Source organism: Actinopolymorpha sp. B9G3 (assembly GCF_040120725.1).
Taxonomy (GTDB): Bacteria; Actinomycetota; Actinomycetes; order Propionibacteriales; family Actinopolymorphaceae; genus Thermasporomyces.
Window position 1 is genome coordinate 46220 of record NZ_JBEEAB010000021.1, and the last position, 13073, is coordinate 59292.

Annotated in this window: 11 protein-coding genes; 8 read left to right on the forward strand and 3 right to left on the reverse strand. The window is 65.9% G+C overall.

Annotated elements, in window-relative coordinates:
• Positions 1–44 precede the first annotated feature (44 nt).
• From aceB to ABNF93_RS27800, 8 genes are all read left to right on the forward strand, one after another.
• A complete protein-coding gene (aceB, locus tag ABNF93_RS27765; RefSeq protein ID WP_349331155.1) occupies positions 45–1664 on the forward strand; it encodes a malate synthase A in 1620 nt (539 codons plus the stop codon).
• Between the two features lie 415 nt (positions 1665–2079).
• Entirely contained in the window at positions 2080–3936 is a 1857-nt protein-coding gene (locus tag ABNF93_RS27770; protein WP_349331156.1) for an ABC transporter substrate-binding protein, read from the forward strand.
• Between the two features lie 7 nt (positions 3937–3943).
• Positions 3944–4936 carry an ABC transporter permease gene (locus tag ABNF93_RS27775; RefSeq protein WP_349331157.1) on the forward strand — a complete coding sequence of 331 codons (993 nt, stop codon included), beginning with the start codon at positions 3944–3946 and terminating at the stop codon, positions 4934–4936.
• Positions 4937–4962: 26 nt separating this feature from the next.
• A complete protein-coding gene (locus ABNF93_RS27780; protein WP_349331158.1) occupies positions 4963–6138 on the forward strand; it encodes an ABC transporter permease in 1176 nt (391 codons plus the stop codon).
• Between the two features lie 7 nt (positions 6139–6145).
• Positions 6146–7243, forward strand: a complete 1098-nt coding sequence (locus ABNF93_RS27785; protein WP_349331159.1) for an ABC transporter ATP-binding protein — start codon at positions 6146–6148, stop codon at positions 7241–7243.
• Entirely contained in the window at positions 7240–8319 is a 1080-nt protein-coding gene (locus ABNF93_RS27790) for an ABC transporter ATP-binding protein (protein WP_349331160.1), read from the forward strand. The genes ABNF93_RS27785 and ABNF93_RS27790 overlap by 4 nt, the downstream gene beginning before the upstream one ends.
• Before the next feature lie 206 nt (positions 8320–8525).
• Positions 8526–8870: an RNHCP domain-containing protein gene (locus ABNF93_RS27795; protein ID WP_349331161.1), complete on the forward strand. Its 345-nt coding sequence runs from the start codon at positions 8526–8528 to the stop codon at positions 8868–8870.
• Between the two features lie 111 nt (positions 8871–8981).
• Positions 8982–9758: an aminoglycoside phosphotransferase family protein gene (locus ABNF93_RS27800; protein ID WP_349331162.1), complete on the forward strand. Its 777-nt coding sequence runs from the start codon at positions 8982–8984 to the stop codon at positions 9756–9758.
• Between the two features lie 80 nt (positions 9759–9838).
• Here ABNF93_RS27800 and ABNF93_RS27805 read toward each other — a convergent pair whose 3' ends face one another.
• From ABNF93_RS27805 to ABNF93_RS27815, 3 genes are all read right to left on the reverse strand, one after another.
• Positions 9839–11311 (reverse strand): flavin-containing monooxygenase, encoded by a 1473-nt coding sequence (locus tag ABNF93_RS27805; protein WP_349331163.1) that lies wholly within the window; start codon positions 11309–11311, stop codon positions 9839–9841.
• A complete protein-coding gene (locus ABNF93_RS27810; RefSeq protein WP_349331164.1) occupies positions 11308–12150 on the reverse strand; it encodes an alpha/beta fold hydrolase in 843 nt (280 codons plus the stop codon). Before ABNF93_RS27810 ends, ABNF93_RS27805 begins: the two co-directional genes overlap by 4 nt.
• A 67-nt stretch (positions 12151–12217) precedes the next feature.
• On the reverse strand, positions 12218–13066 hold the full coding sequence (locus ABNF93_RS27815; protein ID WP_349331165.1) for a PHP domain-containing protein: 849 nt from the start codon (positions 13064–13066) through the stop codon (positions 12218–12220).
• Positions 13067–13073 lie beyond the last annotated feature (7 nt).

Genomic DNA, 13073 nt, shown 5'->3' on the forward strand with positions numbered 1-13073 from the left:
TCAACGTCTTCGGAGTGTGTCTCCCGACGAGCAAGGAGTTTCGCATGCCTTCCCACGCGGCCACGTCAGTCACCGGTCCCTCGGTTCCCCGCAGTGAGGAGGTGCTGACCCCGGAGGCGCTGGCGTTCGTCGGCGCTCTCCAGCAGCGTTTCGGTGCGCGCCGGGAAGAACTTCTCGCGCGCCGCAGGCAACGCCGGGACGAGGTGGCAAAGACCGGGACTCTCGACTTTCTCCCGGACACGAAGGAGATCCGCGACGATCCGGCCTGGCAGGTGGCGCCCGCGCCGAAGGACCTGCGCGACCGCCGGGTCGAGATCACCGGGCCGACGGAACGCAAGATGACCATCAACGCGCTCAATGCCGGCGCGCAGGTGTGGCTCGCGGATCTGGAGGACTCGAACACCCCGCACTGGTCCAACGTGGTGAGCGGGCAGGTCAATCTCGCCGATGCGGTCCGGCGACGCATCGCGTTCGAGGGACCCGACGGGAGACAGTACGCATTACGCGAGGACGGCGAGCTCGCGACCATCGTCGTACGACCGCGTGGCTGGCATCTTGACGAGCGGCACCTCACCTTCGACGGTCAGCCGGCGACGGGTGCGCTGGTGGACTTCGGGCTGTACTTCTTCCACAACGCGCACGAGTTGCTGGCGCGAGACAGCGGACCGTACTTCTATCTGCCCAAGCTGGAGAGCCACCTCGAAGCCCGGTTGTGGGCCGACGTGTTCGCCGTCGCGGAGGAACTGCTGGGAATCGAGCACGGCACCATCCGGGCGACGGTGTTGATAGAGACGATTCCCGCGGCGTTCGAGATGGAGGAGATCCTCTATGAGCTCCGACACTACGCGTCCGGGTTGAACGCCGGTCGGTGGGACTATCTGTTCAGCCTCATCAAGTATTTCCGTGACGCCGGGCAAGAGTTCGTTCTCCCCGACCGGAACGCGGTGACGATGACGACTCCGTTCATGCGTGCGTACACCGAGTTGCTGGTGGCGACCTGCCACCGGCGTGGTGCGTTCGCCATGGGAGGAATGGCAGCTTTCATCCCCAACCGGCGCGATCCGGAAATCAACGAACAGGCCCTGGGCAAGGTCCGCGCGGACAAGGAGCGAGAAGCCGATGACGGCTTCGACGGATCCTGGGTGGCGCATCCGGACCTGGTGCCGATATGTAAGGACGTGTTCGACCGGCAGTTGGGGAGTCGGGAAAACCAACTCGACCGGCGTCGTGACGACGTGGAGGTAGCGGCGGCGGACCTCCTCGATGTGGGGTCGACGCCCGGGACCCCCACTGAGGCAGGGCTTGCGAACAATGTCGCCGTGGCGCTGCGGTATCTCGCCTCGTGGTTGGGCGGCAACGGAGCCGTCGCCATCTTCAACCTGATGGAGGACGCCGCGACGGCCGAGATCTCCCGCTCCCAGATCTGGCAGTGGATCCACCACGCGACACCACTGGACAATGGGCAGGTCGTCACGGCCGAGCTCGTCCGGCGGGTGGCAGACGACGAGTGTGCCCACCTACGCGAAGAGATAGGCGAAGAGAATTTCCATCGCAGTAATTTCTCGCCTGCCCGCGAGCTCTTCGAAAAGGTCGCTCTGGCGCCGAGCTACGCCGACTTCCTGACGATTCCGGCGTACGAACTCATTGACGAATCCCGTCCCTAGGGCGACTGTTGGTCAAGCCGTTCGGGGGCCCGAATCCGGCCAGAAAAAGTCCCCCTGTGTTCATTGACCTCACGATTTCCGACTCGTACCCTCAGCGGTACCCCAGTTCCGCAATACGGAGCATCTCTTCCACTGAGAAGAGTGGCCATCGAGAAGGGATGGACCATTCAGGAGTGGTGGCCATGCTCATCCACCGCTCCGCCTTCGTCCGGCGACGCCGATCGCGTGGCCGCCCCGTCGAGTCACCTCGACCATCCCACCCCCACCCCGAGTCCCACGGTGTAAGGGACCTACGCAACACCCCGAAGCAGGAGAGATGAGCAGCATGAGACGGGCCATATCACGCAAGCAGTTCCTGACACTAGGTGCATCGGTTGTGGGCGCGAGCTTCCTTTCCAGTTGCAGCGCGCTGTCGATGGACCCCGATACCAAGGACGGGAACGGTCAGGGCGGGGGCAAGGGCGGGGGAACGAAGGGCAAGGAGGCGCCGAGCCTGGCGGCCAAGGTCAAGGCAGGCGACCTGCCGCCGGTCGCCGAACGGTTGCCGAAGACTCCGCGGGTCATCGAACCCCTCGACCAGATCGGCACCTACGGTGGCACCTGGCGTACGGTCGACGCCAGCACCGACCCCAGTTGGCCGTGGATGACGGTGTGCCACGACCACCTCATCACCTGGGACCCGACCTGGAGTGAGATCATCCCGAACGTCGCCGAGTCCTTCGAGGTCAACGGTGGCGGCGCGGAGTACATCTTCAAGCTGCGCGAGGGGATGAAGTGGTCCGACGGTGAGCCCTTCACCGCCGACGATCTGGTCTTCTGGTACGAACACATCTTCTCCAACGAGAAGATCACGCCTGTGCCGCCGTCGCAGCTCGCCATCAACGGAAAGCCACTCGTGGTGGAGAAGCAGGATGACGTCACGGTGGCGTTCACCTTCGCGCAGCCCAACGCCTTGTTTCTCGACAACCTCGCGATCCACGGCCCGCCGTTCCGGTTGCTGCCCCAGCACTACCTCGAGCAGTTCCACCCGGAGTTCACCTCCGGCCTGCCCGACAACTGGAACGAGACGTTCCTGGAGCGGATCGACGAGCTCAACAACATCGACCTTCCGGTACTTACCGGATGGATTCCGAAGAACCCCCATGGCGACGGCGATCGGCAGGCGTGGGAGCGCAACCCGTACTACTGGAAGGTTGATCCCGACGGAAGCCAGCTGCCGTACCTCGACAGCGTGGTCTTCACCTTCTTCCAGGACCAGGGCCCGTTGATCCTGCAGGCGGCCAATGGTGACGTCGACCTCTACCAGCGGTCGGAGGTGACGACTCCGAAGAACCGACCCGTGCTGGCGCGCGGCCAGGAGGCCGGCGACTACCGACTGGTCGACATCAACGATGGCAACCAGAACACCATGGGAATCTGCCTGAACCTCACCCACGAGAATCCGGCCAAGCGGCGGATGTACCAGAACAAGGACTTCCGCATCGGGCTGTCGCACGCCATCAACCGCCAGCAGATCATCGACCTGGTGCACCTGGAGCAGGGCGAGCCGTGGCAGACGGCGCCGCGCCCGGAGCTGCCGTTCTACGACGCCAAGGAGATGGGCAAGCAGTACACCGAGTTCGATCTGGCCCGCGCGAGACAGCACCTGGAGAAGGCAGGCGTCGGTGAGGTCGACGGCCAGGGTCGGCGGCTCGGCCTGGACGGGCGACCGATCATCATCACGGTGCTGAACCAGAGCAGATATCCGCTGATGGTCGACGCGTTGGAGTTCATCAAGCCCACCTGGGAAGAGGTCGGTATCGAACTCCGCATCGACAACGTCGCAGCGGAGCTGGTCAGCACCCGGCTGGAGGCCAACCAGTACGACTGCACTCCCGACTCCGGCGAGCTCGGCTATCTCGACCTGGTGGCAGATCCGCGTTGGTTCTTCGCCACCGGCGGATCGTCCTATGCGCGCCTCTGGTCACAGTGGTACGAGGGTGGAAGCCCCAAGGAGGCGCCACCACCGGCGATGCAACGGCAGGCCAAGATCTATCGGGAGCAGGTCGTCGGGAACGCCGATCGCGAGGCGCAGTACGAAGGCATGCGGCAGGTCATCGAGATCGCCAAGGAGGAGTTCTGGACCATGGGGATCAGCCTTCCGCCCAAGGCGTACGCGGTGGTCACCAACCGCCTGAAGAACGTGCCGGGTGACGACAAGATGTGGCTCGCCTTCAAGTGCCCGTATCCCGCCGTGACGAATCCCAGTCAGTACTACATCGACGAAGGCTGACCAGGAGATGCTCAGTTTCATCGTACGCCGGGTGGCGTACATGATTCCGACGGTGTTCCTCATCTCCGTCGTCGCCTTTCTCATCATCTCGTTGCCACCAGGGGACTACCTCACGACCCTGGTGGCACAGATGCGGGCGCAGGGAATCGAGATGGACCAGGGTCAGCTGGCAGCCCTGCAACAGCGTTACGGCCTGGGCGAACCGATCTACGTGCAGTACTTCAAGTGGATATCGGCGATCCTCACCGATCTCGACTTCGGCCAGTCGTTCCAGTACAACCGGCCGGTCGCCGACCTGCTGGCACAGCGCCTCCCGCTGACCATCGTGATGGCTGGGACGACGCTGATGTTCACCTGGATCATCGCCTTCCCGGTGGGGCTGTACTCCGCGGTCCGGCAGTACTCGATCGGCGACTACCTCTTCACCACGATCGGGTTTCTCGGACTCGCGGTGCCGAACTTCCTCATCGCTTTGGTGTTGATGTACATGGGATACCGGTTCTTCGGCCTCAGCGTCGGTGGGCTGTTCTCGCCGACGTACGCGGATGCGGGGTGGAACCTCGGCAAGGTCGTGGACCTGCTCGGCCATCTGTGGGTGCCGATCGTCGTCCTCGGAACCGCCGGGACGGCGGGGCTGATTCGCATTCTCCGCAACAACCTGCTCGACGAGCTTCGCAAGCCGTACGTCGTCGCGGCGCGGGCGCGCGGAATTCCTGAGCGGAAGGTGATCCTCAAGTATCCGCTGCGGATCGCGATGAACCCGTTCATCTCCACGATCGGCTGGATCCTGCCGGTCCTCGTATCCGGTGAGGTGATCGTTGCCCAGGTGCTGTCCCTGCCGACGACCGGCCCGTTGTTGCTGAGCTCGCTGCTCAGCCAGGACATGTACCTTGCCGGGTCACTCATCCTGATCGTGAGTGTGCTCACCGTCATCGGCACGTTGTTGTCCGATATCGCTCTGGCGTGGCTCGATCCCCGAGTCCGGCTGCGCGGAATGTAGCGGCGGGAAGGCGAAGCATGGCAGGGGTGACGGGACAGGTGCCGACCAGGCAGGTCGCCACGCCCGATGGTACGTCCGGTCCGAGCGCCGGCACTGACCGCGCGCGAGAGGAGGACTACTCGGCGAGCCAGGCGAAACTCGTCTGGCGTGCGTTCAAACGCCACAAGCTGGCGATGATCGGTGCCGTGGCGGCGATCATCCTGTACCTCGTCGCACTCTTCGCAGAGTTCGTCGCGCCGTACTCCACCGGAAAGTTCCACGAGGAGTATCCCTTCGCGCCGCCGCAGATGCTGCACGTGCTAGACACGAGCGGCGACGGCTGGGACTTCGGACTTTATGTCCACGGCTATACGTCTTCGCGGGACCCCGAGACGTTCGAGAACGTCTACACGATCGACGAGTCGAAGAAGATTCCCGTCCGGCTGTTCGACACCTCGACCGACGAGTATCGGATGTGGGGGCTGATCCCGACCAACCTGCACCTGATCGGTCCGGTGGACGACAAGCAACCGATGTACCTTCTCGGCTCGGACCGTAGTGGCCGGGACCTGTTGTCCCGTCTGGTCCATGGCACGAGGGTGTCGATGACGATCGGGCTCATCGGCGTCACCATGGCGTTCCTGCTCGGCGTCGTGCTCGGCGGGATCTCCGGCTATTTCGGCGGCAAGACCGACACGTTGATCCAACGCATGGTGGAGTTCTTCATGTCGATTCCCACGCTGCCGCTGTGGCTGGGGCTTGCCGCGGCGGTGCCTGGCGGCTGGGGACCACTGAAGCGGTACTTCGCGATCACGGTGATCCTCGCGACGTTCGCCTGGACCGACCTCGCCCGCGTCACCCGAGGCAGGTTCATGTCCTTGCGGGTCGAGGAGTTCATCACGTCGGCCCATCTGGACGGCAATCGCCCACGCCGGTTGATCTTCCGGCACATGTTGCCGTCGTTCACCAGCCACCTGATCGCGTCGTTGACCCTCTCGATTCCGGGCATGATTCTTGCCGAGACGGCCCTGTCGTTCCTGGGCCTGGGTCTGCAGGCGCCCGTCGTCAGCTGGGGTGTCCTCCTGCAGGACGCGCAGAACGTCCAGGTGATCGCCAACGCGCCATGGTTGATGCTGCCGGGCGTGGCCGTGGTGATCGCGGTGCTCTCGCTCAACTTCGTCGGCGACGGTCTGCGTGATGCAGCAGACCCGTACAGTCAGTAGGAGATCGATGCCACGTTCAGACGGTCTACTCGTGATCGAGGGACTGAAGACGCACTTCTTCACCGACGACGGTGTGGTCCGTGCTGTCGATGGTGTCGACCTCAACCTGCCTGAGGGCAAGACGGTGTGCGTGGTCGGGGAGTCCGGCTGCGGAAAGAGCATCACTGCCCGGTCGATCCTCGGTCTGGTGGAGTCGCCCGGCCGGGTGGTCGATGGCCACGTCTGGTGGCGTACGGACGGTGCCGGAACGAACGGCGCCGCGGCCGCCGGTGAGGATCGCGTCGACCTGGCGGCCTACGACATCCGTGGCGAAAGGATGCGGAAGATTCGCGGCAACGAGATCTCGATGGTCTTCCAGGAGCCGATGGCGTCCCTGTCGCCTGTCTACACCGTGGCGAACCAGCTCGTCGAGGCGATCCAGGTACATCTGCCGTTGAGCAAGGAGGATGCCTGGAAACGCGGCATCGGCCTGTTGGAACGCGTCGGCATTCCCCGACCTGAACGGACGATGGGCAGTTATCCCTTCCAGCTCTCTGGTGGCATGTGCCAGCGGGTGATGATCGCCATCGCGTTGGCCTGCGAGCCGAGACTGCTCATCGCCGACGAGCCGACGACGGCGCTCGACGTCACGACCCAGGCGCGCATCATCGACCTGCTGATCGACATCCAGCGCGACACCGGGATGGCGATGATGTTCATCACGCACGACCTGGGTGTGGTCGCCGAGATCGCCGACGAGGTGATCGTGATGTACCTCGGAACCGTGGTGGAGCAAGGCGGCGTTGACGAGATCTTCCATGACCCGAAGCATCCCTACACTCGGGCACTGCTGGACTCCATCCCCACCATGGGTCGCGGGGTGCGGCAACGACTGTCGTCGATCCGCGGGCAGGTGCCTCATCCGCTCGACCGGCCGAGGGGCTGTCCGTTCCAGCCGCGCTGCGACCACGAGGTCCCGGGCCTGTGCGACATGGTCGAACCGCCGACGGTCACGCTCGCCGACGAGCGCCGCGTCCGCTGCGTTCTGCACGATCCTGACCTGCTCCGAAAGCACGAGCTGCGCCAGGGCACGGGAGTCCGGGTGGACGGAGGGGAGGGAGCATGACGACAGCGGCGGAAACCACCGACTCCGTACGTACGGACGACACCGGAGCGTTGCTGCGGGTCGAGAACCTCTCGATGCGCTTTCCCATCAGAGGTCGCGGGCTCTTCGCGCGGACGACGGGCCATGTCCAGGCGGTCAATGACGTCAGCTTCGCGATCCGTCCTGGCGAGGTTCTCGGCCTGGTGGGTGAGTCCGGCTGCGGGAAGACGACGCTGGGAAGGTGCATCGTCCGCAGCTGCCAACCCACCGACGGTCACCTGTACTACCGCAACGATGATGGCAGTGCGGTCGACCTGGCGCCGATGGGCATCCGGCAGCTCCGTGCGTACCAACGAAGGATCCGGGTGATCTTCCAGGACCCGTTCTCCTCGCTCAATCCGCGCATGACGATCCTGCAGATCGTGGGTGATCCGCTCACGGCCAGCGGGGTCGCGCGGGGCTCTGAGGTGGAGGACCGGGTGGCCGAGATCCTGCGCAAGGTCGGCTTGTCACCGTCGCACATGCGCCGTTATCCGCATGCGTTCTCCGGTGGTGAACGTCAGCGGGTCAACATCGCCCGCGCGCTCATCGTCAATCCCCAACTCGTCATCGCCGACGAGGCGGTGTCCGCGCTGGACGTCTCGGTCCGGGCGCAGATCCTCAACCTGCTACGCGATCTGCAGGACGAGTTCGATCTCACGTACCTGTTCATCTCCCACGACATGTCCGTCGTCGAGAGCATCTGCAACCGCGTGGCGGTGATGTACCTCGGAAGGATCGTCGAGGTCGCCACGACCGAGGAGTTGTACGACGATCCGCAGCACCCCTACACCGAGGCTCTGCTGTCGGCGGTGCCGCGCCCGGACCCGCGGCTGCGGGGCAGCGGACGCCGGATCCGGCTGTCGGACAACTTCCCCGACCCCGCCAACCCGCCGAGCGGATGCTTCTTCCACACCCGGTGCCGGTACGCCGACGAGGAACGGTGTACGACGGAGCGACCGGAACTCCGGGTGATCGACGGCCACCACCTCGCGGCCTGCCACCACGCGGAGAAGCTGTCCCTCGCAAGTGCGACGATCCCCGCCGAGGACGCATGACACCCGGCCCGCGCCGCCTGCGTCCCCGAGGCACTCATCGGCGTCCGGTCTCACCTCTGCCCGGAGACATTCTCGCTTGACGCCGCGGTGTGCTTCCTGGTCTGCTTACCCGGCCCGATCAACGACTGGCGTGACGCCACCGAGACTGAAAGGAGACGAGTCATGTTTGTCCGGTTTCGTACCCTCGCTCCGAAAGGTCTCTCAGGTTGGCATTCGCACGTTCGTTCCGGTGCGCGCACTGCGGGGTAGACGTCTCGCTCGACGCGCCCGGCACCTCCCATCGCAATCACTGTCCGAGTTGTCTGTGGTCCCGGCACCTTGATCGCAACGTGCCGGGTGACCGGAAGACCGACTGCGCCGGCGGGATGGAACCCATCGCGGTCACCGTGCGCGGCAAGGGTCGGTGGGTCCTCATCCACCGCTGTACGAACTGCGGGCGGCTCCGGCTCAACAAGACCGCCGGCGATGACAATCCGCTGCTCCTCGTCCGACTGGCCGCATTGCCGTTGACGATGCCGCCGTTCCCGTTCCAGCGACTGCAGGACGAGTAGAGCGGCGACGGGTAGCTGGCCTCAGGGCGAGTGGTGAACAGGGGCGGGAGCTCCGGCGCTGGTCGGAAAACGGCTGGCGGCGTACCCCTGCCCGGCTTGTACCGTGCGGGGGTGGCAGAAGACGGCGAGATCCTCCAGGACCGCTCCGACCGGCCGGTGGTCCGGGTCGGCTCGACTGTCCGCCATCCCCTGCAGCCATGGACTCCCGCCGTCCATGCGCTGCTCGGCTACCTGTGTGACGCCGGGTTTGCGTACGCCCCGCACGTGGTCGGCATCGAAGGCGACGTGGACATCCTCACCTACATCGAGGGCGAGTCGGGCCCGGACGGCTGGGCGAAGGTCGTCGACGAGGGCGGTCTGCGGGCGGCGGCGCGGCTGCTTCGGGAGTACCACGACGTCGTGGCGGCATGGCGGCCGGACGTCGAGCCGGTCTGGTTCACCGGGCAGCGGGGGACCGGCGGGCCGGGCGAGGTGGTCTGCCACGGGGACTTCGGGCCGTGGAACATCGTCTGGCAGGGAGTCCAGCCGGTTGGCCTGCTCGACTGGGAGTACGCCAACCTCGCGTCGCCCCGGCAGGACGTCGCGTACGCGCTGGAGTACATGGTTCCGTTCCGCGACGACGCCGAATGCCTGCGGTGGTTGCGCTATCCGGAGCCTCCGGACCGGCTGCGGCGCCTCGAGATCTTCGCCGAGGCGTACGGACTGGCATCGACCGAGGGCCTGGTCGATGAGGTGATCGCGGTGCAGCAGGCTGGGCTGGGCACCGTCCAGAGACTCGCGGACGAGGGACACGAGCGCCAGCGGGAGCTGGTGGCCGCCGGCTATCTGGACGAACTGCGGGACCGCATCCGGTGGAGTGAGCAGAATCGCCGCCTCTTTGCGCCCTGACTGTTCGGCTGGCGGCATCTCAGGACCACTCCAGGATGGATGAGGGGTGCCCCTGCTGCGAACCAGCCCGCACCGGCACCTCAGGTGAGGTCGTAGTCAGCGCGCCTGGCGCGACGGGCGCGTGCCCAGTACTCGAAGGAGAAGCCGGGCCAGATCGTCCGGTTGACACCGTCCTCGTCCAGATACCAGCTTCGGCATCCGCCCACACTCCACACCGCCTTGCGGAGTCGCCGGTGCAGGCGTTCGTTCGAACGACGTTGGGCGGACGGCCTGACCTCGATCACGTCCGCCCGGTGCCGCAGCAACAGCCGCAGGCAGCTCATGATGTGCTGGACCTGCGCCTCGATCATGAACACGACCGACGTGTGGCCGAGGCCGGTGTTCGGGCCGAGAAGCATGAAGAAGTTGGGGAATCCGGCGACCGAGATGCCATGGTGCGCCTCGATGCCGCCGGCCCAGGCGTCCTGGATCTTCACGCCGTTCCGGCCGACGATCTGGCGTTCCATCAGGGCAGAGGTGACCTTGAAGCCGGTACCGTAGATGATCGCGTCGACGTCGTACGAATCTCCTTCGTGCGTACGGATTCCCCGCTCGTCGATCTCGGCGATTCCGTCGGTCACGAGATCGGCGTGCGGCCGCGCGAGCGCTGGATAGTAGTCCGACGACAGCAGGATCCGTTTGCAGCCGATCGTGTAGTCGGGCGTGAGTTTCGCCCGCAGGTCCGGGTCGGCGACCTGGCGTTCGAGATGCCGCCGCCCGAGCGCCTCCAGCGGTTCCATCAGCTTGGGGTTCACCGCGAATCCGAGAGCGCGGAGTTCGAGCCCGCCGTAGATCGCCGTACGAAACGCCCGCATCGCCGGCGGAATGCGCCGGAAGAGCGCGCGTCGCTTCGCGGGAATCTCGGTGTCCGGCCGGGGATGGATCCACGGCGGCGTTCGCTGGAAGACGTGCAGCCGGGAAACCTTCTCGGCGATTCGGGGAACGAACTGGACTGCGCTTGCACCGGTCCCGATCACCGCGACCCGCTTGCCGGTCAGGTCGTACGAATCGTCCCAGGCCGACGAGTGGAAGCTCACGCCGCCGAACCGTTCCGCGCCAGGGATGTCGGGATAGGACGGCACGTGCAGCGACCCGACCCCGGACACGACCGCCCTCGGTGTCAGAACCTCGCCGGTCGCGGTCGTGACATGCCAGCGGCGCGTGTCGTCCTGCCATTCCATCGACTCGACATGTACGCCGTAACGAATGTGCGGCGCCACCGCGTACTTCTCCACGCAGCGACGCAGATAGTCCCAGATCTCCTCCCGTGGTGAGAACATCCGCGACCAGTCCGGATTGAGTTCGTAGGAGTACGAATAGAGGTGCGACGGCACGTCGCAGGCACAGCCGGGATAGCCGTTGGCGCGCCAGGTGCCGCCGAGGTCGTCGTCCTTCTCGAGGATGACGAAGCTGTGGATTCCGGCCTTCTTCAGCTGGATCGCCATGCCGATGCCGCCGAACCCGGCACCGATGACCACGATCGCCGGCTGTGTGGTCGATGCGCCGTCGGTCATGGCCTGCGTCCCTTGACGGTGTGTCCGATGGTGGTGGCGACCAGGACGGGATCGTCGCTCATCGGTACGTGGCCACAGCCCGGAAGGTCGACGTGACGGGCCTCGGGGAAGCGCTGTCTGGCGCGGTCGGCCTGCACGTACGGAAGGATCCGGTCCCGGGTCCCCCACGCCACGGTGACCGGGCACTGGAGGGTGCCCGTGACCGCATAACCGCGGCCATGCCGCGCCACCGGCCGGAAGCTCTTCCCGGCACGCATCGCGAGACTGTCGTCGAGGATCGCCGCGGGTGGAAGACGATCCGGCTCGCCGACGAACACCCCGTACGTCCAGCGACGCATCTGCCGCGAGGCGAGAAGGGAGCGTTGCACGGCCACCGGCAGGAAGGTGGTCGCCCGTAACGTGTGGAGCGTGGCCAGCGCCCGGCGGCGTTCCGACGTGGTCCAGAAACCTGCCGGCGCGAGGGCGGTGGCGGACGCGACCCGTCCGGAGATCGCGAGTTCCAGGGCGAGCGCGCCGCCGAGACTGTTACCGGCGACGTGCGGGCGTTTCAGGCCGAGGTCGTCGCAGAACGCCGAGATGGCGGGCGTGAGGTCCTCGCGCCACCGTGGGCCGACCGGTGAGGATTCACCGAACCCGGGCAGGTCGACGGCGATGACGTCGAACTCCCTGGCGAGCAGGTCGATCACCGGGCGCCACCCCTGTCGGCGGTGGCCAAGCCCGTGGAGCAGAACGAGCGGAGCACCGGTTCCTTGCCGTTCGTACGCCAGAGTCACGACGACCGTCTCCTCTCCACCCGTCCCGTCGACGACCACATTCTCACGGAATGGACGACCGGTCACGATCTGCTGGAGGGGCCGACGTTCACGATCGGCGCGGAGACGATGCGGGTCTGGTCCGGACGCCGCTTCAGCGGTGACGGCGCCAGAAGTCGTACGGATGCCGGCCCGGATGGAAGCCGGCGGCCTCCACCATCGCGGCGGCGGAGGAGAACCCGGTCGCGAGCATGGCCGGCTCGTGGGCGTCGCTGCCGAAGGTGACTGCTTCACCGCCGACGTCGTACCACCAGCGAACCACCTGTGCGTGCAGGGGGAGCCGGGTGTTGACCTCGAGGGCCCGTCCCGAGCGAGCCAGAGCGTCGAGCGCGGTCCGAAACTCGTCTTCGAAGGCCGTCGGGTCGAACGGTCCCGCGTCGGCCGGCAAGTACCGGAGGACATAGTCGATGTGGGCCAGGACCTCGAAGGCGTCGGACTGCTCGATGAGGCGGGTCACCTCGGCCAGATAGCCCCAAACGACCTCGGCCACTGGCTGCTCGCGGAAGAGCTGCGAAGGCTCCACGTAGCGGCCGTTGCTCTGCAAGGCGTGCAGGGATCCCAACACCCGGTCGAAGCGGTCGCCGGACAGCAGATCTGCGGCGGCCCGCCGGTGCCAGTGAGCTTCGCCGAGTTCGACACCGGACATGATCCGCAGGTCGGGGAACTTGTCTCGGCAGACTTGCAGGCATGCCAGGTAACCGTCGACGTCGAGACCCGGTGGGCTGAAGAGACCGTCGGCGTCGACGAGTGAGGGCGGTGGAGGCGCCGGATCGTCGGCGGCGACCACCCACGGCGTGAAGTCGGCGTGTTCGGTGAACGCGATCGCGGGAAGACCGATCTCGACGGCCCGGGCGCAGGTCCGTTCCATCGAACCGTTCTCCGCGTCCCAAGACCATTCGCTGTGAACATGGTTGTCCGGTGGTGGCGATGTTCGTCGGCTCATCACGTCC

What these genes read in the sequence shown, in the direction of transcription:
- aceB (WP_349331155.1), top strand. Translation starts at nt 45, where the DNA reads ATGCCTTCCCACGCGGCCACGTCAGTCACCGGTCCCTCGGTTCCCCGC.
- ABNF93_RS27770 (WP_349331156.1), top strand. Translation starts at nt 2,080, where the DNA reads ATGGACCCCGATACCAAGGACGGGAACGGTCAGGGCGGGGGCAAGGGC.
- ABNF93_RS27775 (WP_349331157.1), top strand. Translation starts at nt 3,944, where the DNA reads ATGCTCAGTTTCATCGTACGCCGGGTGGCGTACATGATTCCGACGGTG.
- ABNF93_RS27785 (WP_349331159.1), top strand. Translation starts at nt 6,146, where the DNA reads ATGCCACGTTCAGACGGTCTACTCGTGATCGAGGGACTGAAGACGCAC.
- ABNF93_RS27790 (WP_349331160.1), top strand. Translation starts at nt 7,240, where the DNA reads ATGACGACAGCGGCGGAAACCACCGACTCCGTACGTACGGACGACACC.
- ABNF93_RS27805 (WP_349331163.1), bottom strand. Translation starts at nt 11,311, where the DNA reads ATGACCGACGGCGCATCGACCACACAGCCGGCGATCGTGGTCATCGGT.
- ABNF93_RS27815 (WP_349331165.1), bottom strand. Translation starts at nt 13,066, where the DNA reads ATGAGCCGACGAACATCGCCACCACCGGACAACCATGTTCACAGCGAA.